This window comes from Erwinia sp. Leaf53 (assembly GCF_001422605.1).
Classification (GTDB): Bacteria; Pseudomonadota; Gammaproteobacteria; order Enterobacterales; family Enterobacteriaceae; genus Erwinia.
On sequence record NZ_LMLK01000025.1, the window covers coordinates 1 to 22,587 of the forward strand.

A 22,587-nucleotide genomic window follows, 5' to 3' on the forward strand; every position below is an offset into this window, starting at 1 on the left:
ATCAGGCTTTACGGGCCGGGGCTTTGTGTACCAGGGTGTAGGCGTAATCAACGCCCATGCCGTAGGCGCCGCTGTGCTCGCGCACCAGGTCCATCACCGCGTCGTAGGTCTCTTTACGCGCCCAGTCACGCTGGTACTCCAGCAGCACCTGCTGCCAGGTCACCGGCACCGCACCCGCCTGCACCATGCGGTCAATCGAACGCTCGTGGGCATCCACGCTGGTGCCGCCKGACGTRTCGGTCACCACGTAYACCTCGAAGCCCTCTTTCAGCGCCATCAGCGCCGGGAAGGTCAGGCACACCTCGGTCCACAGGGCGGAGATAATCAGCTTCTTACGGCCGGTGGCTTTCACCGCCGCCACGAAGGCCGCATCTTCCCAGGAGTTCATCGARGTACGCTCAATCGGCTGCACCTCCGGGTGCACCGCCAGCAGCTCCGGCCAGATGTAGCCGCTGAAGCTTTCGGTTTCCACCGAGGTRTAAATGGTCGGAACGTTRAAAATYTTGCCCGCTTTGGCCAGCGCCACGGTRTTRTTTTTCAGCTGCTGGCGGTCGATGTTGGCGACGCCGAACGACATCTGCGGCTGATGGTCGATAAAGATCAGGGTGGAGTTCTGTGGGTCCAGCAGGTCGAATTTAGACATTTTGTTGTTTTTCAGCTGCTGGCGGTCGATGTTGGCGACGCCGAACGACATCTGCGGCTGATGGTCGATAAAGATCAGGGTGGAGTTCTGTGGGTCCAGCAGGTCGAATTTAGACATTTTCAGTTCCTCTTAAATTTTTTCAGTTTTCACATTTCTGTGTGGGTTTGTTGCTGCTGGAAATAAGATTACGTCGGGTTTAAAAAACGGGATAGCGGAAAGAATTTGCTAAGTTGTTGAGTTTTTTTTGACACGGTTTTTTTGCGGTATATAGAAGAATTTATCCATAAAATTCATGGCGGTAAGTCGTTCGAAATTTTCTGACAACTCGTTAAAAATATCCCCTTTTCATTCTCAGTAAATTACGACTACGCTTTTAATCACACCACGTAATCCACCTTTTGAGGAATGAACATGAGCACCTACAACACGCAGGACGGCACGCAGATTTATTACAAAGACTGGGGCAAGGGTAAGCCGGTACTGTTCAGCCACGGCTGGCCGCTGGACGCCGATATGTGGGACAGCCAGCTGAATTTCCTCGCCGAAAACGGCTACCGGGTGATCGCCTTTGACCGTCGCGGCTTTGGCCGTTCTGAGCAGCCGTGGGAGGGTTACAACTACGATACCTTCGCCTCTGACATCAACGACCTGATTAACCATCTGGATCTGCAGGACGTGACGCTGGTGGGCTTCTCAATGGGCGGCGGCGACGTGTCGCGCTACGTTGGCCGTTACGGTTCGGCGCGGGTTCGCGGCCTGGTGCTGCTGGGCGCGGTGACGCCGGCCTTTGGTCAGGCATCGGGCTTTGCAGGCGGGGTGGATGGCTCGGTATTTGACGGGATCCGCGACGGTCTGCGCAAAGATCGTGCACAGTTTATCAGTGATTTTGCCACCCCATTCTACGGGCTGAATGCCGGGCAGACGGTGTCTGAAGGCGTGCTGGCTCAGACGCTGAATATTGCGCTGCTGGCGTCGCTGAAGGGCACCATTGACTGTGTGACTGCCTTTGAGACCACCGATTTCCGTGGCGATCTGGCGAAGGTGGATGTGCCGACGCTGGTGATCCACGGTGATAATGATCAGGTGGTGCCGTTTGAGACCACCGGTAAGCTGGCGGCGCAGCAGATTAAGGGCGCGGCGCTGAAGGTGTATGAGAACGCGCCGCACGGCTTTGCGGTGACGCATCAGGATCGGCTGAACCAGGATCTGCTGGCGTTTCTGCAGACGTTGTAAGGGCTCGTTGTCTGGTTGATCGAGATTCACCGGGCCTGTCAGCGGGCGACCCTCCGCGGGTTACCCCGCTCCGGGCTCATCCCACTGCCCTCCCGAAAAATTGACTGTTTTTTGTCTGTGAACCTTAGGGCTCGTTGTCTGGTTGATCGGGATTCACCGGGCCTGTCAGCGGGCGACCCTGCGCGGGTTACCCCGCTTCGGGCTCATCCCACTGCCCTCCCGAAAAATTGACTGTTTTTTGTCTGTGAACCTTAGGGCTCGTTGTCTGGTTGATCGAGATTCACCGGGCCTGTCAGCGGGCGACCCTCCACGGGTTACCCCGCTCCGGGCTCATCCCACTGCCCCCCCCGAAAAATTGACGGCCTGGTTGACTGGGTGTTTTTAAACGCCTGTGAGCTGGCATAAATTGGCTGTGGAGGCTTGGCGGGCGGCTTTTAATGCCGTTGGGGGGTGGATTATTAATATCATTACTGTTTTAGATGTATTTTGAACATTAGGCTTATCCTGCGTTTTTATTAAGGTTATATGGCGATAACCTTAAAGTTTACCTGCTGAATAGTAAGAAAGATCTTATCGCCGTTTTAAGGCAAATCTGCGCGGTAAAACGGCAGAGTCAGGATGAATTTTACATGACGACCCGCTGGGCGAAGTGGCCGGACCAGCGCAGGGGTAAACCCCCGCTGAGGCCGCGTCAGATATGAGGAAAACGCAGTTTTTTGTAAAAAAATCTTCCGCGTGAAAGCGGCCTTTTTTATGCGATCGCTCAATAAATCATCAGCCTGGCGTCACCCCGGGCAATGCATTAACAACGTTGAACAAAATAAATTATTGAGGTCAGAACTAAAAAGCCATATATTGGCCGCGTTTTTTAGCCGATGAGCTTCATTTTTATTCATTTAATCAATTGCGGCGTGTTGAGCACGCTCGGTTGTAGGAGAGATATGATGACGGATAAAGTCCGTATTGATAGTTTGAATGTGAATTCTGTAGAGGGAAACAACGCGACCTTTTTAGCCAGACAGGCTGAATTTGAGTCGAATGTGAGGAGCTATCCGCGTAAGTTGCCGTTTGCAATTGCGAAAGCTCAGGGCGCGTGGATTACCGATGTTGAAGGTAATCAGTATCTTGACTGCCTGGCCGGTGCGGGAACGCTGGCGCTTGGACACAACCATCCTGATGTTCTGCAAAGCATCCAAAATGTCATTACCAGCGGCTTGCCGTTACATACTCTTGACCTGACGACGCCACTGAAGGACCAGTTCTCTGAGTATCTGCTCTCGTTACTGCCTGGAGCGGGTAAAGAGTACTGCCTGCAGTTCACCGGCCCTTCCGGCGCTGACGCCGTGGAAGCCGCGCTGAAGCTGGCGAAAAAAGTGACCGGCCGTGCCGGCGTGATCAGCTTCTCCGGCGGCTACCACGGTATGACTCACGGCGCACTGTCCGTGACCGGTAACCTGTCGCCGAAAGAAGCGGTAGACGGCATGATGCCGGAAGTGCAGTTTATGCCTTACCCGCACCTGTACCGCTGCCCGCTGGGTATCGGCGGTGAGGCTGGCGTGAAAGCGCTGACCTACTACTTCGAAAACCTGATCAACGACGTTGAGAGCGGCGTGCGCAAACCTGCGGCGGTGATTCTGGAAGCCGTTCAGGGTGAAGGCGGCGTGAACCCGGCGCCGGCCGAGTGGCTGCAGCGCATCCGTAAGGTGACCGAAGAGCACGGCATTCTGCTGATCATCGACGAAGTGCAGGCGGGCTTTGCCCGTACCGGTAAGTTCTTCGCCTTTGAACACGCCGGCATTCAGCCGGACATCATCGTGATGTCAAAAGCCGTTGGTGGCGGTCTGCCGCTGGCCGTGCTGGGTATCAAGAAGCAGTTCGACGCCTGGTCACCTGGCCACCACACCGGCACCTTCCGTGGCAACCAGCTGGCGATGGCCACCGGCCTGACCACGCTGAAGCTGCTGAAAGAGCACAATATTGCTGACAGCGTTGCCGAGAAAGGCGAATGGCTGAAGGGCAAACTGGGCGAGCTGCAGAAGCGCTACCCGGCGATCGGCCACGTGCGCGGTCTGGGCCTGATGCTCGGCATTGAGTTCGTTAAGCCGCAGGAAGCACAGGATCAGCTGGGTTGCTACCCGGCGGACGGCGATCTGTCTGCGCTGATTCAGAAAAAATGCTTCGAAAACGGTCTGATTCTGGAGCGTGGTGGTCGTCACGGTGCGGTACTGCGCCTGTTGCCATCCCTGCTGATCAGCAAAGAAGACCTGGGCGTGTTCCTGGATAAATTTGAACAGGCGATGTTAGCCGCTGGTGTAAAACCAGTCTGAGTGGAGTGAAGTTGATGTCCCGGACAAATCCAATTCTGGCGGCCTCCGCCGAGAGCACCGAGGCCTACCAGCAGGCGATTGCCCAGACCAGCGCGGCCGTGGTGCAGTGGCTGCAGCAGCCTGAGATGTATCAGGGTAAATCTGTTGCCGAGCTGCGCGAGCGCATTCAGCTTGATTTTAACGCTCAGGGCCTGGGTAACCAGGCCGCTATCGAGCGCGCGATTGAGTACTTCCTGAAGGACAGCCTGTCGGTGCACCACCCGCAGTGCGTGGCGCACCTGCACTGCCCGAGCCTGGTGATCAGCCAGGCCGCGGAAGTGTTGATCAACGCCACCAACCAGAGCATGGACTCATGGGACCAGAGCCCGTCAGCCACCATTATGGAAGTGAAGCTGATTGAGTGGCTGCGCACCCGCGTCGGTTACCAGGCCGGCGATGCCGGCGTGTTCACCAGCGGCGGCACCCAGAGCAACCTGATGGGCCTGATGCTGGCGCGTGACGCCTTCTTCGCCCGCCAGGGGCACTCGATCCAGCAGCATGGCCTGACCGGCGATCTGCGTAAGATTAAGGTGCTGTGCTCGGAAAACGCCCACTTCTCGGTGCAGAAAAACATGGCGCTGATGGGCCTCGGCTATCAGTCCGTGACCCTGGTGAAAACCGACGAATTCGCGCGGATGGACATCAACGATCTGCGTGAGAAAGTGGCGCAGGCGCAGGCCAACGGCGAGCAGATCCTGGCGATCGTCGCCACCGCCGGTACCACCGACGCCGGTGCGATCGACCCGCTGCGTGAAATTGCTCAGCTTGCGGCTGAACAGCAGATCTGGGTACACGTTGATGCGGCCTGGGGCGGCGCGCTGCTGATGTCTGAGCAGTATCGTCACTACCTGGACGGCATCGAGCTGGTGGATTCCATTACCCTGGACTTCCACAAGCAGTACTTCCAGACCATCAGCTGCGGTGCCTTCCTGCTGAAGGAAGCGCGCCACTACGAGCTGATGCGCTACCAGGCGGCTTACCTGAACTCTGAGTTCGACGAAGCGGCCGGCGTACCGAACCTGGTCTCCAAATCGCTGCAGACCACCCGCCGCTTCGACGCACTGAAGCTGTGGATGGGCCTGGAAGCGCTGGGTCAGGAGCAGTACGCGGCGATCATCGATCACGGCGTTACCCTGGCACAGCAGGTGGCGGGCTACGTCACTGAGCAGCCGGAGCTGGAGCTGGTGATGAAGCCGCAGCTGGCCAGCGTGCTGTTCCGCTTCCGCCCTGCGGCACTGGCGAACGCCAGCGACGCGGATATCGCGCTGCTGAACCAGAAGATCGGTGACAAGCTGCTGGAATCCGGCCGCGCCAACGTCGGCGTGACCGAAGCCAACGGCATCACCTGCCTGAAGGTGACGCTGCTCAACCCAACCGTGACCCTGCAGGACATCATCAAGCTGCTGGATCTGGTTGAGCTGACCGGGAATGAGCTGCTGGCGTAATCGCCCTGCTGCTACGCCTGAAAAAGCCGGTAACTCTGTTACCGGCTTTTTTATTGCTTAAAATCCGTCCAGAAGAAAATCAATCGCGGCTTTGATCTCATCGCGCTGCGCAGCCAGACTGCTGATCTCTTCACCCAGCATACTGCTGAGCACGCTGGCCATCTGATGCGTCATAACCAGATACTCTTTCCCTTCTATCTTCACGATCGGGCACAGCCTCACTGGCTGAGTTCCCTTAAAGCGATCGCGGGGAAAAAGCGGTATGACCATGCGGATATTCAGCTGGCCGATAATGTCGCTCTGTACGTCAAGCAGCCAGGGGTGGCTTTGCGATCCAGACTGGTTACGATAGACCCGGTACTGCATGATTAAAAGGCCCGGTAGCGATCGGACAACAGACCATTCTCTTCGGTAATCCGGTTGAGTTCATCTAGTCCCTGCTGATTTTCCTGCTGCCAGCGTCTGGCAGCCGTGGCGCGCAGCTCACTGAGTAAAGCAGTTGCCAGGGTGGCAGAGAGATTAATGCCTGCCCGGCGGGCCTCATCATAGAGGGCGGGATCGAGCGTCACGCTAACGGTTTTTTTCTGAGTTGCGGATGATGTGGACATAATTACCCCTGCAGTGAACACGTGTCATGACAAGGGTAATAGCATACAAAAATTAATCATCTGCGTACGAATTTTAATCTTCCGCTGCGGTCCCCCCCTCGCAGATTCTCACAGACGAGTTAACCGCCAGCTACCGTGCCGCCAGCCACACCGCATAGGCTTCATCCCAGATCGCCGCCGGGGTGCCGGCTTTGCCAAGGCCGAAGCCGTGGCCGCCGCGCGACAGCTGGATCTGCTGCACCGGCACGCCGACGCGGCGACAGGTCTCGGTCATGATCACGCTGTTTTCCGGGTCTGAGGTCGGGTCATCTTCCGCCTGGGCGATAAACAGCGGCGGATAGGCGCGGGTCACGTAGTTTTGTACCGACCAGCTGGCCTCTTCTGCCGCCGTGGGATGATTACCGACCATCATCAGGTGGGTATTGGTGTGGGTATAGGGTGGTTCCAGGGTGATCACCGGGTAGATTAGCCCCACGCTGTCGGCCTTTGGCACGATCTCGTCGATGCTATCCTGCGGCGCGTAGGTGGCAAAATCCGGCCGCGCCGCCGCCATCCCCAGCAGGTGCCCACCCGCCGAAAAGCCCAGCAGATGCACGCTGTTCTCCATCGAGCGCACCAGACGAATCGCCCGCTGGGCGTCCTGCAGCGCCACGCGGTTGCCATCCTGCCAGTGCTCCCCCGGCAGCCGGTAACTGAGCACGTAAGCCGTGTAGCCTTTGCTGTTCAGCCAGCGCGCCACCGGCCAGCCTTCGCGACCCATGCCGATCCAGCGGTAGCCGCCACCGGCGGCGATCAGCACCGCTTTACCGTTAGGCTGCTCAGGCAGAAAGCGCTGGATACCGGGGCTGACAATATTCGACCAGGAACCGTTAGATGAAATACGCAGCGCGCCGCTTGGCCCACCACCGCCGGGAGGTTCGTCCGGCCACAGCGGGAAAAAGTCCTGCCGTGCAAACAGATTGTCGGTGCTCATTGCCAGCAAAAATGCGCCGGAGCCCATTAACAGGCGGCGGCGGCTAATCATGGATCATGTCCGGTTTCTCAGGAGTAGGCAGAATCTGGTTACTGAGCGCCTGGGCGGCGGATCTCAGCGGCGAAATAGTATGCACATTGCCAGAGAAATGCTACAGGAGTCACAGTTTTATTATGCCTTAGCAAAATAAATTTGAAGAAAATGCACAACAGACTAGCGGAATGGTAAACGGGTAACCTGAGCGGAGAAAAAGTCGGCGGCAGCGGGCAGAGGCAGAAGGGGCAGCGGGCCCCGATCGCAGGGCCCGCGGGGCAATTACTTCGCGTTTTGCGTCGCGTACTGCGCAACGTTCTCTTTGGTGATCACCTGATAGGGGATCCACATAAAGCGATCTTTACTGGTGCCGTCGATCACCTGTTTCACCATGGTCACCGCGCCTCTGCCCTGCCCGGCCGCGTCCTGGAAGACGGTCAGCGCCAGCCGGCCGTTTTTAATAAACTGCAGCGCGTCCGGGGTGCCGTCGATGCCGGCCACCAGCACGTCTTTTCTGCCGCTCTGGTTGAGCGCCATAATCGCGCCGATTGCCATCTCATCGTTGTTGGCGGCAATCGCGTCGATCTTATTGCCGGAGAGCAGCCAGCCGGAGGTCACATCGACCGCTTCATTACGCATCCACTGGGCGGACTGCTTCTCGACCACCTTCATATCCTTATATTTGGCGATCACCTCTTCGGTGGCTTTGGTGCGCTGGCGCGCCTCTTCCGCCGACAGCGCGCCCATCAGGATCGCCACGTTGCCTTTGTAGTTCATGCGTTTGGCCAGCGCTTCCATCTCCATGCGCCCGCCGAGCAGTGAATCTGAACCGACATAGCCCATTTTGCCGGTCAGCTCCACTTCCGGCTTACGGTTGACGAAAATCAGCGGGATACTGGCTTTGCTGGCCGCATCCATCATGCGCTTCACACCCTGGGTATCCACCGGGTTAAGGATAATCGCATCGACGCCCTGGTTAATAAAGTTCTCCACCTGCTGCACCTGAACCGCCACGTCGCCCTTGGCGTCTTCAAACTGCCCCTGAATCTGCTCTTTTTTCATCTCCTCCGCCATCTGCGTGCGCAGAATGGAGATAAAGTTAAGGTCAAAGTTGGCCAGCGCCACGCCAACGCGCAGATCTTTCGCCTGGGTAGCGGGCGCCAGCGACAGCGCTAAAATTAACAGTCCGGCTTTTTTTGTGTTCATCGCGTTAATCCTGTAGGTATAGGTAAGTTATTATTTTATAAGGTGACAATAGGAAAATGGCCTGCAGATAACGGCCGGTAAGGCGTTGTAAAAAAGCGGCCAGGGCTGACCGCACTGAGATTTACTGCTGAAAATGCGCTGTTCAGACCGGGCACTACCGCTGCCCTCAGATGCCCGGCCTTCTGACGCAATACCCCCAACTCTTCATTACCCGTTGCCGGCGCTTAGCGATCGCCTGCCGCGGGATAAATCGTCGTACTGATGACATAGCAAAGGCTGTGCCAGGCGGCAGATCCCCGCAGGCCGCCGCTCTTACCGCCTCTCGCGCTCGAAAAATGAACATAAAAAGAACATGTCAACTTAACATGTCTATAAAATGGACACTCCGGACGGTGGGCAATGCGAATGTTGCAGATAACCCGGGCAGGGGGATTCGGGCCGGGTGTGGCGGTCAGCGGCGGCGGCCTGATGTCGGTGATGCCCGCGTCGGGCGGTATAACAGACTGAAAAGCTATGATCTGAGCGCCGGCACCTTCTGCGGTTAAGTCCGGCCCGGCGCGCGGCTTTCTGGCGGGAAATGCAAACGGGGAGCTGAAATCAGCTCCCCGTTTTGTCTGCTGCCACCTTAGTTGAGCGGCGTTTTATCTTTCTTCGACAGGCTGTCCAGCCAGCCCATCACAAACGCCGACAGCACAAAGGTCAGGTGAATAATCACGTACCACAGTAGCTTGTTATCCGGGATATTGCGCGCGTCCATAAACACCCGCAGCAGGTGAATCGACGAGATGGCGACGATCGAGGCGGCCACCTTGTTTTTCAGCGAGCCGGAGTCCATTTTGCCCAGCCAGCTGAGCTTCTCCTTATGCTCGGCGATATCCAGCTTGGAGACGAAGTTCTCGTAGCCGGAAAGCATCACCATCACCAGCAGCCCGCCGACCAGCGTCAGATCGATCATCGAAAGCAGCACCAGCACCAGATCGTTTTCCGCAATGCTCAACACGTTCGGCAGCAGATGGAAAACCTCCTGGAAAAACTTAATGGCCAGCGCCAGCAGCCCGATCGACAACCCAAGGTAGATCGGCGCCAGCAGCCAGCGCGAGGAGTAAATGAGATTTTCGACGAAACGTTCCATAGCATCCAGTTCACAGTTAAACAGGCGCGCATTATAACCGATCGCCGATGAACTTTTGCAGAAGGTGCGGGATGGCGGGGCAGAATTTAACGGTCTTCAACACAGGCGTTCAGAATGGAAGTTTGATTGCTGCCGCTCAGGCGGTGACGGTTACCCGACATCTGCCATTCTAACTGCGCTCAGCCCAGCCCCATGTACCCGTCACTTTCCGATCGCTTTCCCCTGCGGTTCCTGCTCCAACGGCAGCACATGATTCACCTGGCGCATTGCCTTATGCCGCTGCTGCTCATAGCCCCAGGGGCTGCTGCGGCCATCAGCAGTGGTCGCCTGGCTGGCTCTGTGTCCAGGGCTCGCCGCGGCCTGCACGCCTGTTGCCGCAAGGGTGCCGGACAACGCGGCGAGCAGCACTGCACGTTTTACGATATGCGGCATAACGGCCTCCGGCCTCAGTGATACTGACGGTGCTGAATACGGTAGTCGCGCGGGGTGATATTGAAATGCTTTTTAAACACCCGCTGGAAGCACTGCTGGGATGAGAAACCGAGATCCATCGAGATGGTCATAATACTTTTGGTCGAATCGATCAGGCACTGCGCGGCCTGCTCAAGGCGGCGGCTGCGAATAAAGGTCGCCAGGGTAATACCGCGCTGCTCTTTAAACGCGCGCTGCAGGTGCCATTTCGAGTAGCCGGACTTCGCCGCCACCGCCTCAATGTTCAGACCTTCCTCTAAATGCTGATCGATCCAGTCGACGATCACGTCCACGATTTCATTCTTCATTGTTGACTCTCCGCGATGACGGGCGTTGGCCGCCCCACTCCAAACCTAAAAGAAAGGATGATTATTGTTATGATTTTATTGAATTTATTGGGATATGAAAAAAATTGCAGAACATATCAAAAATTTATGGAAGGCATGGTATGCCCGCGCTTAAAATAGTTCAAATAGATAAAATAAATCTGTAACAATAGACAGGGGCTATATGTCTGCCAATATGGATCTGAACCTGGTGCGGGTATTTATCGCCATTTATGAAACGCAGAGCGTCAGCGCCGCCGCCGACCGCCTGTTTATCACCCAGCCCTCGGCCAGCTACGCGCTGGCACGGCTGCGGGCTGAGACCGGAAATGAGCTGTTTAAGCGCAGCCGTAAAGGCATGCTGCCCACCTCCACCGCCAGCCAGCTTTACCGGGTCTTTAAGGGGGCGCTGAGCGGCATTGAAAAGGCGGTGGCCGAAACCCGCAGCTTCTCTCCGGAAACATCCTCTCACAAATTCCGCCTCGCCCTCTCCGACCTCGGCGAGCTGCTGCTGCTGCCGCGGCTGGTGAAACACCTGCGTGAGGTGGCACCAAACGTGCGGCTGGAGGTAATACCGATTGAGATGCAGAAGCTGAACGAGTGGCTGCTGACCGGCAAGGTCGACGCGGCGCTGTGCAGCCGCAACGAGAACATTACCCTGGCACAGCGTGACCGGATTATGGATGAGCGCTACGTCTGCCTGCTGAACTGCCGCCATCCGCGCATCGGCGGCGAGATGACGCTGGAGCAGTATCTGGCCGAGCAGCATATTCTGGTGTCGGCCATCAGCGGCCATCAGTTGGTGGAAGAGCGGATCAGGGAGTATGGCGTGGAACGGAATATCGCGCTGGAGGTGCCGCACTTTGCGGCGCTGGGCGAGCTGATCGCCGCCAGCCATCTGCTGGCGACGCTGCCCTCCAGCGCGGCGGCGATCTACGCCGCACGCGGCAACGGCCGCATCGTCGAGCTGCCGTTCCAGGTTCCTAACCTGGAAGTGTGCCTGTACGGCCATACCGAAATTGGCGACATCACCGCCAAAAGCTGGTTCTACAATACGTTAAAGACCGCCTGCCCGCTGATTATGGATCGCAGCAACGTTACTTACGGCGCGGCCCCTGGCTCCAGTAGGCCATAAAGCTGATGGTCTCCTGCGCCAGCCCGCGCTCACCGATCAGGTAGCGGCGCAGATGCTTCACCGCGCTGGATTCGGCGGCCACCCAGCCGTGGAAGAGGCGGTTATCGCTGGCTGCGCGATCCCACAGCAGTTCGCCTTCGCCCTCTTCACGCACGTCCTGGCACACCTGCGCCTGCTCCGGCAGCCTGACGTGCTCTTTCACCGCCGCCAGCAGCGCTTCACCGTAGCGCAGCTCGCCGTGCTCGCGTGCCAGCCAGTGGGCCTCAACGAACGGGTACTCGCTGAGATCCAGCCAGTCACCGCGCGCCGGCATCTCAACAAACAGCTGCACCTGCGGCGGCTGCGGCCAGCCTGCCAGCTGTTCGATAATCGCTTTGGCGGCCGGTAAGGCGGTTTCATCCGCCACCACCAGCGCCTGCTGCACCTGCGGGTGCGGTGCCCACTCATAGCCGCCGCTGTCGGCCTCGTGGGCGCGGTTTGGCGCGGCGATTTGCAAGCTGTCGCCCGGTTGTGCGCCCAGCGCCCAGGCAGAGGCCGGGCCTTCGGTGCCGTGCATCACGAACTCCACGTCGATCTCACCGGCTTCGGCGTTAACGTTGCGCAGGGTGTAGGTGCGCAGGATCGGGCGATCTTCCGTCGGCATGGCGCAGACCCGCTCCCACCAGTGCACCTCTTCGTTAATCAGCCGGGAGGGTTTGCCGCTCAGCGACGGCAGCAGCAGCTTAATACGCTGGTCCGGCGCGTCGATTTTTATCTGCCGTAACTCTTCACCGCTGAACGTACAGCAGAGCATCGACGGAGAGAGTTCCCGTTTACGCGCCAGAACCACGTTAAATAAGCGATACGCCTGTACTGCTGCCATACATCACCTCTGAGACCGGAAAACGTCGCGCGAAGCACCGCGCAGGTAAGGGCAGCAAGGATAGCAAACACAAATGATAATGAGAATGAGTAATGATTCAGTGCGAGCCACCAGAAATACACAGAAGCATTGATCGCGGCGACAAAAGCGGTCAACGTAGGGGCTCTGCTGCCGCCAACCCGGAGTTCACCGATGTCGCTAACCCTTCTGACGCAGCTGGCCGATCTCCCGGCCAGTCAGTGGGACGCCCTGCTGCCCGACGATCAGCCCTTTATGCGCCACGCCTTTTTATCCAGCCTGGAAGAGAGCGGCTCGGTCAGCGCCGCCACCGGCTGGCAGCCGCAGCATCTGCTGTGGATCGAGGAGGGTCGCCCGCTGGCGGCGCTGCCCGGCTATATAAAAAGCCACTCGATGGGCGAATACGTTTTCGATCACGCGTGGGCCGACGCCTGCCAGCGGGCGGGCATCCCCTATTACCCGAAATGGCTGTCTGCGGTGCCGCTCAGCCCGGTGAGCGGCGCGCGGCTGGTAGGGGATGCGGCGGCGGGCGGGCGGCTGTTACAGGCGCTGCCCGGTTTTCTGGCACAGCAGCAGCTGTACAGCGGCCATATCAACTTCAGCGATGCCCGGCTGGCCGCAGAGCTGGCAGCAGACCCGCGCTGGCTGCCGCGCCTCGGCTGTCAGTATCACTGGCACAACCGCGGCTACCGCGACTTTCAGGACTTTCTTGATACGCTGACCTCGCGCAAGCGCAAGCAGCTGCGCAAGGAGCGTGAAGGGGTGGCAAAACAGGGCTTCAGCTTTGACTGGTATCAGGGCCATGAGCTGAATGAGGCGCAGTGGGACTTCGTTTACGCCTGCTACGCCAGCACCTACCGGGTGCGCGGCCGTCAGCCCTATCTGACCCGCACCTTCTTCAGCCTGCTGGCGGAGCGGATGCCCGCCGCGATCCGCGTGGTGATGGCCAGCCACGACGGGCAGCCGGTGGCGATGGCCTTCAGCCTGGTCGACGGCCAGACCTTCTACGGCCGCTACTGGGGCTGCCTGGCGGAGTTTAACCACCTGCACTTTGAAACCTGTTTCTATCAGGGAATGGAGTACGCGATTGCCCACGGGCTGCAGCGCTTTGACGCCGGAGCCCAGGGCGAACACAAGCTGATCCGCGGCTTTGAGCCGGTGCTTACCGACTCCTGGCACCTGCTGCGTCACCCCGGCCTGCAGGATGCGGTGGCGGACTTTCTGCAGCAGGAGCGTGACGGCGTGCGCGCCTGGGCAGAAGAGGCGCGGGAAGCGCTGCCTTACCGACAGACCCACGAGTAACGACCTGCTGCCGGCCCCTTTGTACGGCAGGCAGCCACCGGTGCCGCAGGCGGGAAACCCAGGCCTCTGCCCGCTGTCGCCGGATAACGGCAGCGGACCGCCATTAACGCCCTGTCCGGGGCGCCTTACGGGCGCGCCCTTAATCCCGCTGGCGGTGGCTTACTGCTCGCCAACAAACCCACCCGTCTGGTGCTGCCACAGCCGCGCATACAGCCCGCCCTGCGCCAGCAGTTCCGCGTGGCTGCCAATCTCGACGATGCGCCCCTGTTCCAGCACCACCAGCCGGTCCATCCGCGCAATGGTCGACAGCCGGTGGGCGATGGCGATCACCGTTTTATCGCCCATCAGCGTCTCCAGGCTCTCCTGGATCGCCGCCTCCACTTCCGAATCCAGCGCCGAGGTGGCCTCATCCATAATCAGGATCGGCGCATCCTTCAGCAGCACGCGGGCGATAGCGATGCGCTGGCGCTGGCCGCCGGAAAGCTTGACGCCGCGTTCGCCGACGTGGGCATCCAGCCCGCTGCGCCCCTGCGGATCGGCCAGCAGCGGGATAAACTCGTCGGCCTTCGCCTGATGAATAGCGCGCGTCAGTTCGGCTTCGCTGGCGTCCGGGCGGCCGTAGAGCAGGTTATCGCGGATGGAGCGGTGCAGCAGCGAGGTGTCCTGGGTGATCATACCAATCTGCGCGCGCAGGCTCTGCTGGCTGACGTCGGCAATGTCCTGGCCGTCGATCAGAATGCGCCCGCCGTTGAGGTCATACAGCCTTAGCAGCAGGTTGACCAGCGTCGATTTACCGGCGCCGGACGGGCCAATCAGGCCGATCTTCTCACCGGGGCGGATGGTCAGCTGCAGGCCGTCGATCACCCGGCGCTCGCCACCGTAGTTAAAGCGGATGGCGTCGAAGTGAATTTCACCGCGCGGCACGCGCAGCGCAGCGGACTGCGGCGTATCCTGCACGCTGACCGGCTGCGCGATGGTCTTCAGCCCGTCCTGCACCATGCCGATATTTTCAAAGATGCCGTTAACCACCCACATGATCCAGCCGGACATATTGACGATGCGAATAACCAGCCCGGTGGCCAGCGCAATGGCACCGACGCTGATCAGCGACTGGCTCCACAGCCACAGCGCCAGCCCGGTGGTGCTGACCATCAGCAGGCCGTTCAGCGTGGTCACTACCACGTCCATACCGGTCACCATGCGCCCCTGATGACGGGTTTTTTCGGTCAGATCGTCGATCGCCTCGCGGGCGTAACGGCTTTCCAGGTCGCCGTGGGCGAACAGCTTGAGGGTGGTGATGTTGGTGTAGCCATCGACCACGTTGCCCATCAGCCGCGAACGGGAGTCCGACGACGCTACCGAGCGCGCCTTGATGCGCGGCACAAAATAGCGCAGGCACAGCACGTAGCCGGCGATCCACACCACCAGCGGCATCGCCAGCCGCCAGTCGGCCTCGGCAAACAGCACCAGCGTGGTCACCGCGTAGATCAGCACGTGCCACAGCGCGTCCACCGCCTGCACCGCCGAGTCGCGCAGCGCGCTGCCGGTCTGCATAATGCGCTGGGCGATGCGCCCGGCAAAGTCGTTCTGGAAAAAGCTGACGCTCTGCCGCAGCACGTAGCTGTGGTTCTGCCAGCGGATCATATTGGTCATGCCGGGGTTAATAGTCTGGTGCACCAGCAGGTCGTGCAGGCCGATAAACAGCGGCCGCAGCAGCATCGCCACCGCCGCCATCCACAGCAGCTCACCGCTGTGATCGCGAAAGAAACTGGCCGCGCCGCCGGCGTTTACCAGGTCGATAATCCGGCTGAGGTAGCGAAACAGCGCCACCTCAATCAGCGAGGCGATCAGGCCGATCACCAGCAGCACGGCAAAGCCCGGCCACACCTGGCGCAGATAGTAGAGATAAAAACGCCAGACGCCGTCCGGCGGCGTGGCGTCCGGGGCGGGGCGAAACACATCGATCATCCTTTCAATACGGCTGAACAGCATAAGGCAGGCTCACTTATCCGGCGGGAAACCTCCATCTTAGTCGATCGCGGTTTAAGACAGCCGTCACCTGGTGCGGTTGTTGATGAAAAGTGCTGCCGCCGGTGTCAGGTTTTGCTGCCGCCTGCCGCCAGGAACTGCTTTAATAGCCGGACATTAACGCGGCACGGGGGCAAGGGGTGGAACGACTGGAGTGCGATCGCATGTTTGTGGCGGTGCTGGAGCTGGGCAGCTTTGCCGCCGCCGCCGCCCGGCTGGGCACCAGCAGCGGCCAGGCCTCGAAGCTGGTCTCTAAACTGGAGCGCGAGCTGGGGGTGCAGCTGCTGAAGCGCAGCACCCGGGCGCTGGCGGCCACCGAGGTTGGCCAGGCCTATTTTGAACAGGTGAAAAATCTGCTCGACGAGTGGGACGCGCTCGATGCCTCGGTGCGGCTGGCGGCGGGCCGCCCGTCGGGACGGCTGAAGATCAGCGCGCCGGTCTCGTTCGGCAGCGGTCCGCTGGCCCCTGCGCTGATCGCCTTTGCCCGCGAGTTCCCGGAGATCGCACTGGATGTCAGTTTCTCCGACCGGCTGGTCAATATCGTGGATGAAGGCTTCGATGTCGCGATCCGCATTGGCAAACTCAGCGACAGTAGCCTGATTGCCCGCTGCCTCAGTGATATCCGTGTGGTCACCGCCGCCAGCGACGACTATCTGCGCCAGTACGGCACCCCGCTCAGCTGCCAGCAGCTGGCCGATCACCACTGCATTATCGACACCAACTTTCGCGATCCGAACAACTGGACATTCAGCGTCGGCGGCGAACCGATCAGCCAGCCGGTACGGGGTCGCCTGCACTTTTCCAGCGCCGAAGCCAGCCTGACAGCGGCGAAAAGCGGGCTGGGCATCGCCCTGCTACCCACCTTTATCGCTGCCCCGGCGCTGCGCAGCGGCACGATCCGTACCGTGCTGGCAGCGCATGAAGTGCCTCCGCTCGGTCTGTATGCCGTCTACCCGCCGGCACGCCACCTCGCCCACAAAGTGCGGGCGCTGATCGACTTTCTGGTCAGCCATTTTGCCGGGCAGCCGGAGTGGGATCGGGGCTGGTAACGGAGGCCCGGCAGCGCCATTCAGCCAGTCCAGGCCAGAGCAGAGCTGCCACGGGCAGATTTTCTCTACGGCCGCCCGAAGCGGGCCGGGGCGGCAACGGATGTCCGGCACCACCCTTCGTCAAAAAAGGAGCGCACCGGCTTATTCCTTCCATTCCGGAAGGAATGTTTGCCATTCCGGGCGGATAATCAACCCTGTGGGATCCGTGTACAGTCTGCCTTATCAACTTCCGACTTCCTCTGCACAGGCGACATCACATGACTGATAACCGTACCGCTCCCCTGGCCGCGCCGACTGGCGACGGTAAATACGCGCTGAAAGCCTCGCTGCCCGCCGCAAAACGCCTGTAAGGAGCCCCTATGCTGGTTAACGGTAAGTGGACCGCCGAATGGCACCCGGTGCAGGCCACCGATGAACAGGGCGGCTTTGTCCGCCAGATCTCCAGCTTCCGCCACTGGGTAACGCCGGACGGCGCACCCGGCCCGACCGGAGACGGCGGTTTTATCGCCGAAGCGGATCGTTATCACCTGTATGTCGCGCTGATCTGCCCGTGGGCCTCACGCACGCTGATTGCCCGCAAGCTGAAGGGGCTGGAGCCGCTGATTAGCGTCTCGGTGGTGGAGCCGCAGCTGACCGACGAAGGCTGGCACTTTGGCGACTTCCCCGGCGCGGACCGCGATACGCTGAACGGCGCAGAGTACCTGCACCAGCTCTATACGCGCGCCGACGGCGGCTTTACCGGCCGCGCCACCGTGCCGGTGCTGTGGGATAAAAAAACCGGCACCATCGTCAGCAACGAGTCAGCGGATATCGTGCGTATGCTCAACAGCGGCTTCGGTACCCTGGCTGATAACAGCCTCGATCTCTACCCGGCCGCGCTGCGCGGGCAGATTGACGCGCTGAACGCGCAGGTCTACCCACGGCTGAATAACGGCGTATACCGCGCCGGTTTTGCCACCACGGCTGAAAGCTACCGCGAGGCATATCATGACGTGTTCGCTATGCTTGATGAGCTGGAAACACGGCTGACCGACGGCGGCCCGTGGCTGTTCGGCAACGCGCTAACAGAAGCCGATATCCGCCTGTTTGTCACGCTGATTCGCTTTGACGCCGCCTACCACGGTCTGTTTAAGTGCAACCAGCGCCAGCTGCGCGACTTCCCGGCGCTGAACGGCTATCTGCTGCGGATGCTGGAACTGCCCGGCGTGCGTGAGACGGTGAGCATCGCCCATATCAAGGCGGGCTACTACTCGATCAAAGCGCTGAACCCCAACGGCATCGTGCCGGTGGGACCGGATATGCGCGCTTACGGCTTTCAGGATTAACGTGGCTTAAGACGTCAGTTTATGACGGTAGCAAGGGTGTCGGGAGCCAGTGACCGGCTGGTGATAAAGGTGTTTCTTTAACAGCCGCGCCCCACTGCTGGCCTCTTTCGGCCGTGCCAGGCTGACTGGCTGACTGGCTGACTGGCTGACTGGCTGACTGGCTGACGATTTATGACTTAAGGAACAGGATAATGACAGACGGATTAGTGATTTTGCTGCACGGCGTGGGCAGCAGCGGCGACGATCTCGCCGGGCTTGGCGCGCACTGGGCGCAGACGCTGCCGGGGCTGCGCTTCGCCAGCCCCGATGCGCCCCACCATTTTGAGCACGGCGCGGGCTGGCAGTGGTTCAGCCTGGCGGGGGTCACGCCGGAAAACCGTCCGGCGCGGGTCGCCGCCGCCCGCGAGGCGTTTGACGCGACGATCGCGGCGATCCTCGAACAGCATCAGATGCAGGATCGTCTCGATCGCGTGGTGCTGGTTGGTTTCTCACAGGGATCGATTATGGCGCTCGACGCGCTGGTCAGCGGCCGCTGGCCGGTCGGTGGTATCGTTGCCTTCTCCGGACGGCTCTCCTCACCGCTGCCGCATACGCCGCCGTTAACAACGCCGGTACTGCTGATCCACGGCAGCGCGGACGGGGTGATCCCGCAGGCGGAAAGTGAAGCGGCGGTTGATAAGCTGAGCGCGCTGGGCGTACAGGTCAGCAGCCAGTTTGAGCCGGGGGTCGGGCATACCATTTCGGCGCAGGGCGCGAGACGGGCCGGGGAGTATATTGCCGAAGTACTGGAGATGGGCGCAGAACGGGTTTAGCTCACTGCAGCTGGCAACTTCTGTAAGTTTATCCCGCAGCCTTTCTTCTCTGCCGGGCTCTCTTTATTGCAGCTTCTTCGGCAAGCAGAGAGGCCGGTACCGGTCTGCCTTTAAACATCACGTATTCACCTGACGCGAGTTTTTCTTTTGCCGTGACTTCGGCTGCGTGTTTCAGCCGGCGATCCAGCCAGGCACAAAACGCTTCCATATCTATCGTGTCAGTAGTATCTGGTGATAATGGCATATCCTCTCCTTACCTGGCCTGTCTGGTTCAGCGTGACTATTCCCGGAATAAATTTTTGTCTGCTTTCTGGCTGTTTCCTGCAACCCAGCGCTCTGTCATAAAGTTTGACCAATTCAGGGCGCGCAGCATACCAGCAGTATAGTCCTGCCTTGGTCACGTTGTAATGGTCATAAACTGCGCAGGAAATCGCCGCGAACAGGTCTTTTCTGGCACGCTGCGTCAGCTGAACGCGCCTGAATTCCTGGCCCGCTCCTGACAGGTTAAAACTCACAACCCACCCGCCGCTCCCGGGAACGACCAGCTTTCATCCATGATAAAGAATCGGGCCACCCGTTATCCCGTCCAGCAGCGACTGACCGGTAATACGCAGCAGACCGAGGGTATAGCGAAATCCCTCCCCGGAACTGCCAACCCAGAAATCACGAGAGATGTATTCGCCGGTTGCGGTGCTGCTTACTGATGCATGAGGATCGAACTCATCAACCACCTCAGACTCAGTACGGTCGGTAAAATCATGCCATTCCCAGTGATGCACAATAAGCTCCTGCTCCGTGGATTGCGTATCACTATTTACTCACTCCTCCCGCCGGTGACAATCCTGTTTCAGGCCGAAATTTCCATCCTGCGTACTGCTACGCATAATCCGCAATCGCCGGCGGTTCGCTCAGCGGCAGAGTAATGAGAAACCTCGCCCCGCCCTCAGGCCGGTTCTCCGCGCGGATCTCGCCGTCGTGCAGGGTGACGATCGCCTGGCAGATCGCTAAGCCCAGACCGACCCCCGGCACCGCTGACTCTTTATCCCCGCGTGAGAACTTTTCAAAAATCATCCGCTGCTGGCCGTCGGCAATGCCCGGTCCGCTGTCCCACACCTCCAGCTGCAGCTGCTGCGGCACGGGCTGCGTGGCGCGAATACCGATCGTCGCCCCTGTTCCGGCATACTTCAGCGCGTTTTCCAGCAGGTTGACCAGCACCCGCTCCATCAGCGGGCCGTCCACCTCAATCAGCAGCATCTCTGGCGGCAGATCGAGGAGGATGTCGGCGCTGCCCGGTGCCGGAGCCAGCTGGCGCAGGGCGCTGCCGATCAGCTCGTCCAGCGCCATCCATTCGCGCTGCAGCAGGATGCCGCCGGACTGCAGCCGCGCCATATCCAGCAGGTTATTCACCAGCCGCACGGTGTTCAGCGCCTGGGCGCGCAGCGCGCTGGCCTGCGGCGCGTACGGCGAACCTTCGCTGGCCAGATCCAGCGTCAGGATCTCCGCCTGGCCGAACAGCACGGTCAGCGGGGTGCGCAGATCGTGCGACAGCGCCGCCAGCAGCGCGTTGCGCAGCTGTTCGCGCTCCGCTGCCAGCCGCGAGGCCGCCTCGCGCTGGCCGAGGGCGATGCGGTCCAGCGCGTTGGCGGCCAGCACGGTAAAGGTCTCCACCAGCCGCTGCTGCTCGGGGATCATCAGCTGTTGCAGGTTGACCGGTTCCAGAATCAGCAGGCCAAGGGTTTCCGTGGCGCTTTTCAGCGGCAGCATTTGCCAGGGCACGGCGGGCAGGGTGTCGGTTCCCGCCCCGGCGGGCTGGCCTTTGTCAAAACTCCAGCGCGTGATGGCGCGCTCCGGCTGGGCGCTGAGCCGTGGCTCCCCCACCGCCTGCAGCTCGCCCTGCGCGTCCGGCAGCCACAGCTCGCCACGCGCCTGCAGGGTATTCTCCACGCTGCGCTGGACGATAGCCGCGATATCGCGCGGGCTGCGCGCCCGGCTTAAGCCTTTCGCCAGCTCATACAGATGGTGTGCCCGCCGCTCGCGGTAGCGCGCCACCCGCGCCTGGTAACGCACCCCGGCGGTCAGGTTGCCGACGATCACCCCCACCGCCAGCATCACCGCAAAGGTCACCAGGTACTGCACGTCGGAGACCGCCATAGTGCCGGTGGGCATCACAAACACCAGGTCAAAGGCGACGATATTCAGCAGCGTGGCCAGCACCGACGGCCAGCGTCCCCAGCGCAGCGCGACGATCACCACCGCCAGCAGATAGACCATCACCAGGTTGGCGGAATCCACCCCCGGCAGCAGCCACAGCCCGGCCAGCGTCACGCCCGCGCACAGCAGCGCCGCCGCCGCGTAGCCGCGTAGCCGGCCAGGCCAGCGCGATTCCGCAGCGGGAACGCCCGCGGTCGGCGGCCGCGCCGCGTCCGTCGCGGGTTGATCAAGGGCGACAATCAGAATATCCAGTTCGGGAGCCAGCGCGACCAGCCGGTCGGCAAAGCGCTCGCGCCACGGGCGGCGCGAGGGGCGGCGGCCGGTGATAATTTTTCCGAGGTTATGTTCGCGGGCGTAGCGCAGCACCGCATGTGCTTCGCTGGGGTCGGAGAGGGTGGCGGTTTCCGCGCCCAGCTCCTGTGCCAGCTGCAGGGTGCGCAGAATGCCGCGACGTTTCACCTCCGGCAATCGCCACAGGCGCGGGGTTTCGACATACACGGCGTGCCAGACGCTGTCGAGGCGCGCCGCCAGCCGGGCGGCGGTACGTACCAGCTTCTCGCTACCGCTGTCGTCGCCAATACACAGCAGGATCGCGTCGCGGGTGTGCCAGACCTTCTCCGGCCCCTGGCCGTCGCGCCAGGCGCGCATCTGGTCGTCCACCTGGTCGGCGGTGCGCCTGAGCGCCAGCTCGCGCAACGCGATCAGGTTGCCCTTGCGGAAAAAGTTCTCGATCGCCCGTTCCGCCCCGGTGCCGATATAGACCTTGCCCTCCTTCAGCCGCTGGCGCAGGTCGTCCGGCGGCAGATCCACCAGCACGATCTCATCGGCGGCGTCAAAAAACGGGTCCGGCACCGTTTCGCGCACGCGGATGCCGGTGACGCCGCCGACCACGTCATTCAGGCTCTCCAGGTGCTGCACGTTGACGGTGGTCATCACGTCAATGCCGGCGTCGAGCAGCTCGTCGATATCCTGCCAGCGTTTAGGATGGCGCGAGCCGGGGGCGTTGCTGTGCGCCAGTTCATCGATCAGGATCACCGCCGGATGGCGCGCCAGCGCCGCGTCCAGATCGAACTCCGCGTGCCGCTGATGTGCGGTCGCGCGGCGCGGCAGCAGGGTCAGCCCGGCCAGCAGCGCGGCGGTCTCCGGGCGGTCGTGGGTTTCCACCACGCCGACCAGCACCTCCAGCCCCTGCGCCCGCAGCCGCCGTGCCTCCTGCAGCATCGCCCAGGTTTTCCCCACTCCGGCGCAGGCACCGAAGTAAATTTTCAGCTTGCCGCGCCGGCTCTCCGCCGTCTGGCGCAGCAGCGCGTCCGGATCGGGGCGCTGAATGTCATCGTTCATCGTCATCCTGTTAGCCCCTGTCAAAGGGTGATCTTCCTATGCTGGCAGCGCACTGAACATACCGTTCC

21 protein-coding genes are annotated in these 22,587 nt (G+C 60.6%); 8 read left to right on the top strand and 13 right to left on the bottom strand.

Annotation, left to right across the window (positions count from 1 at the left end):
- Position 1: 1 nt before the first annotated feature.
- A complete protein-coding gene (locus ASF13_RS19825; RefSeq protein ID WP_056241168.1) occupies positions 2-643 on the bottom strand; it encodes a hydrolase in 642 nt (213 codons plus the stop codon).
- A gap of 411 nt (positions 644-1,054) precedes the next feature.
- Between ASF13_RS19825 and ASF13_RS19830 the strand changes: the two genes are divergently transcribed.
- The 3 genes from ASF13_RS19830 to ASF13_RS19840 all read left to right on the top strand — a co-directional run bounded on the left by ASF13_RS19830 (position 1,055) and on the right by ASF13_RS19840 (position 5,687).
- The gene (locus ASF13_RS19830; protein WP_056240581.1) at positions 1,055-1,876 is read left to right on the top strand and encodes an alpha/beta fold hydrolase; all 822 of its coding nucleotides are present in this window, start codon (positions 1,055-1,057) and stop codon (positions 1,874-1,876) included.
- Positions 1,877-2,820: 944 nt separating this feature from the next.
- Positions 2,821-4,203 carry a diaminobutyrate--2-oxoglutarate transaminase gene (locus ASF13_RS19835; protein ID WP_056241170.1) on the top strand — a complete coding sequence of 461 codons (1,383 nt, stop codon included), beginning with the start codon at positions 2,821-2,823 and terminating at the stop codon, positions 4,201-4,203.
- Between the two features lie 14 nt (positions 4,204-4,217).
- Entirely contained in the window at positions 4,218-5,687 is a 1,470-nt protein-coding gene (locus tag ASF13_RS19840; RefSeq protein WP_056240584.1) for an aspartate aminotransferase family protein, read from the top strand.
- Between the two features lie 57 nt (positions 5,688-5,744).
- On the opposite strand, the gene ASF13_RS19845 is transcribed toward ASF13_RS19840, so the two are convergent.
- The 7 genes from ASF13_RS19845 to ASF13_RS19875 all read right to left on the bottom strand — a co-directional run bounded on the left by ASF13_RS19845 (position 5,745) and on the right by ASF13_RS19875 (position 10,418).
- Positions 5,745-6,053: a CcdB family protein gene (locus ASF13_RS19845; RefSeq protein ID WP_056240587.1), complete on the bottom strand. Its 309-nt coding sequence runs from the start codon at positions 6,051-6,053 to the stop codon at positions 5,745-5,747.
- Between the two features lie 2 nt (positions 6,054-6,055).
- Entirely contained in the window at positions 6,056-6,295 is a 240-nt protein-coding gene (locus tag ASF13_RS19850) for a type II toxin-antitoxin system CcdA family antitoxin (RefSeq protein WP_056240592.1), read from the bottom strand.
- A 130-nt stretch (positions 6,296-6,425) separates the two neighbouring features.
- A complete protein-coding gene (locus ASF13_RS19855) occupies positions 6,426-7,319 on the bottom strand; it encodes an alpha/beta hydrolase (RefSeq protein ID WP_056240595.1) in 894 nt (297 codons plus the stop codon).
- Between the two features lie 264 nt (positions 7,320-7,583).
- Positions 7,584-8,507, bottom strand: a complete 924-nt coding sequence (locus ASF13_RS19860; RefSeq protein WP_056240596.1) for a substrate-binding domain-containing protein — start codon at positions 8,505-8,507, stop codon at positions 7,584-7,586.
- Between the two features lie 625 nt (positions 8,508-9,132).
- Complete coding sequence (locus ASF13_RS19865; RefSeq protein WP_056240600.1) at positions 9,133-9,639, bottom strand: TIGR00645 family protein; 507 nt, start codon at positions 9,637-9,639, stop codon at positions 9,133-9,135.
- Between the two features lie 201 nt (positions 9,640-9,840).
- A complete protein-coding gene (locus ASF13_RS19870) occupies positions 9,841-10,071 on the bottom strand; it encodes a hypothetical protein (RefSeq protein ID WP_056240604.1) in 231 nt (76 codons plus the stop codon).
- A gap of 14 nt (positions 10,072-10,085) precedes the next feature.
- Positions 10,086-10,418, bottom strand: a complete 333-nt coding sequence (locus tag ASF13_RS19875) for a helix-turn-helix domain-containing protein (RefSeq protein WP_056240607.1) — start codon at positions 10,416-10,418, stop codon at positions 10,086-10,088.
- A gap of 202 nt (positions 10,419-10,620) precedes the next feature.
- On the opposite strand from ASF13_RS19875, the gene ASF13_RS19880 reads away from it, so the two are divergent.
- A complete protein-coding gene (locus tag ASF13_RS19880; RefSeq protein WP_072166447.1) occupies positions 10,621-11,571 on the top strand; it encodes a LysR family transcriptional regulator in 951 nt (316 codons plus the stop codon).
- Here ASF13_RS19880 and ASF13_RS19885 read toward each other — a convergent pair.
- Positions 11,534-12,433, bottom strand: coding sequence for a siderophore-interacting protein (locus tag ASF13_RS19885; RefSeq protein ID WP_056240610.1), 900 nt, complete (start codon positions 12,431-12,433; stop codon positions 11,534-11,536). The two genes, ASF13_RS19880 and ASF13_RS19885, sit on opposite strands and share 38 nt — an antisense overlap.
- Positions 12,434-12,625: 192 nt before the next feature.
- Between ASF13_RS19885 and ASF13_RS19890 the strand changes: the two genes are divergently transcribed.
- Positions 12,626-13,753: a GNAT family N-acetyltransferase gene (locus ASF13_RS19890; protein WP_056240612.1), complete on the top strand. Its 1,128-nt coding sequence runs from the start codon at positions 12,626-12,628 to the stop codon at positions 13,751-13,753.
- 159 nt (positions 13,754-13,912) lie between these two features.
- Here the strand turns inward: ASF13_RS19890 and ASF13_RS19895 are convergent, their stop codons facing one another.
- Positions 13,913-15,745 carry an ABC transporter ATP-binding protein gene (locus ASF13_RS19895; protein WP_056240614.1) on the bottom strand — a complete coding sequence of 611 codons (1,833 nt, stop codon included), beginning with the start codon at positions 15,743-15,745 and terminating at the stop codon, positions 13,913-13,915.
- A gap of 176 nt (positions 15,746-15,921) precedes the next feature.
- Between ASF13_RS19895 and ASF13_RS19900 the strand changes: the two genes are divergently transcribed.
- The 3 genes from ASF13_RS19900 to ASF13_RS19910 all read left to right on the top strand — a co-directional run bounded on the left by ASF13_RS19900 (position 15,922) and on the right by ASF13_RS19910 (position 18,967).
- A complete protein-coding gene (locus tag ASF13_RS19900; RefSeq protein ID WP_056240616.1) occupies positions 15,922-16,830 on the top strand; it encodes a LysR family transcriptional regulator in 909 nt (302 codons plus the stop codon).
- A gap of 359 nt (positions 16,831-17,189) precedes the next feature.
- Positions 17,190-18,155 carry a glutathione S-transferase family protein gene (locus ASF13_RS19905; RefSeq protein ID WP_056240619.1) on the top strand — a complete coding sequence of 322 codons (966 nt, stop codon included), beginning with the start codon at positions 17,190-17,192 and terminating at the stop codon, positions 18,153-18,155.
- Positions 18,156-18,346: 191 nt separating this feature from the next.
- Positions 18,347-18,967, top strand: coding sequence for an alpha/beta hydrolase (locus ASF13_RS19910; protein ID WP_056240621.1), 621 nt, complete (start codon positions 18,347-18,349; stop codon positions 18,965-18,967).
- Between the two features lie 28 nt (positions 18,968-18,995).
- Here the strand turns inward: ASF13_RS19910 and ASF13_RS19915 are convergent, their stop codons facing one another.
- The 3 genes from ASF13_RS19915 to kdpD form a co-directional block, all read right to left on the bottom strand.
- Complete coding sequence (locus ASF13_RS19915; protein WP_056240624.1) at positions 18,996-19,211, bottom strand: hypothetical protein; 216 nt, start codon at positions 19,209-19,211, stop codon at positions 18,996-18,998.
- Between the two features lie 304 nt (positions 19,212-19,515).
- Positions 19,516-19,746: a hypothetical protein gene (locus ASF13_RS19920; protein ID WP_056240628.1), complete on the bottom strand. Its 231-nt coding sequence runs from the start codon at positions 19,744-19,746 to the stop codon at positions 19,516-19,518.
- A gap of 97 nt (positions 19,747-19,843) precedes the next feature.
- Positions 19,844-22,519 (bottom strand): two-component system sensor histidine kinase KdpD, encoded by a 2,676-nt coding sequence (gene kdpD / locus ASF13_RS19925; protein WP_056240632.1) that lies wholly within the window; start codon positions 22,517-22,519, stop codon positions 19,844-19,846.
- Between the last annotated feature and the right edge of the window lie 68 nt (positions 22,520-22,587).

Bases quoted from the DNA above. Each gene is read 5' to 3' on its own strand.
- ASF13_RS19830 (WP_056240581.1), top strand. From the start codon at position 1,055: ATGAGCACCTACAACACGCAGGACGGCACGCAGATTTATTACAAAGAC.
- ASF13_RS19835 (WP_056241170.1), top strand. From the start codon at position 2,821: ATGACGGATAAAGTCCGTATTGATAGTTTGAATGTGAATTCTGTAGAG.
- ASF13_RS19840 (WP_056240584.1), top strand. From the start codon at position 4,218: ATGTCCCGGACAAATCCAATTCTGGCGGCCTCCGCCGAGAGCACCGAG.
- ASF13_RS19845 (WP_056240587.1), bottom strand. From the start codon at position 6,053: ATGCAGTACCGGGTCTATCGTAACCAGTCTGGATCGCAAAGCCACCCC.
- ASF13_RS19850 (WP_056240592.1), bottom strand. From the start codon at position 6,295: ATGTCCACATCATCCGCAACTCAGAAAAAAACCGTTAGCGTGACGCTC.
- ASF13_RS19855 (WP_056240595.1), bottom strand. From the start codon at position 7,319: ATGATTAGCCGCCGCCGCCTGTTAATGGGCTCCGGCGCATTTTTGCTG.
- ASF13_RS19860 (WP_056240596.1), bottom strand. From the start codon at position 8,507: ATGAACACAAAAAAAGCCGGACTGTTAATTTTAGCGCTGTCGCTGGCG.
- ASF13_RS19865 (WP_056240600.1), bottom strand. From the start codon at position 9,639: ATGGAACGTTTCGTCGAAAATCTCATTTACTCCTCGCGCTGGCTGCTG.
- ASF13_RS19870 (WP_056240604.1), bottom strand. From the start codon at position 10,071: ATGCCGCATATCGTAAAACGTGCAGTGCTGCTCGCCGCGTTGTCCGGC.
- ASF13_RS19875 (WP_056240607.1), bottom strand. From the start codon at position 10,418: ATGAAGAATGAAATCGTGGACGTGATCGTCGACTGGATCGATCAGCAT.
- ASF13_RS19880 (WP_072166447.1), top strand. From the start codon at position 10,621: ATGTCTGCCAATATGGATCTGAACCTGGTGCGGGTATTTATCGCCATT.
- ASF13_RS19885 (WP_056240610.1), bottom strand. From the start codon at position 12,433: ATGGCAGCAGTACAGGCGTATCGCTTATTTAACGTGGTTCTGGCGCGT.
- ASF13_RS19890 (WP_056240612.1), top strand. From the start codon at position 12,626: ATGTCGCTAACCCTTCTGACGCAGCTGGCCGATCTCCCGGCCAGTCAG.
- ASF13_RS19895 (WP_056240614.1), bottom strand. From the start codon at position 15,745: ATGCTGTTCAGCCGTATTGAAAGGATGATCGATGTGTTTCGCCCCGCC.
- ASF13_RS19905 (WP_056240619.1), top strand. From the start codon at position 17,190: ATGCTGGTTAACGGTAAGTGGACCGCCGAATGGCACCCGGTGCAGGCC.
- ASF13_RS19910 (WP_056240621.1), top strand. From the start codon at position 18,347: ATGACAGACGGATTAGTGATTTTGCTGCACGGCGTGGGCAGCAGCGGC.
- ASF13_RS19915 (WP_056240624.1), bottom strand. From the start codon at position 19,211: ATGCCATTATCACCAGATACTACTGACACGATAGATATGGAAGCGTTT.
- kdpD (WP_056240632.1), bottom strand. From the start codon at position 22,519: ATGAACGATGACATTCAGCGCCCCGATCCGGACGCGCTGCTGCGCCAG.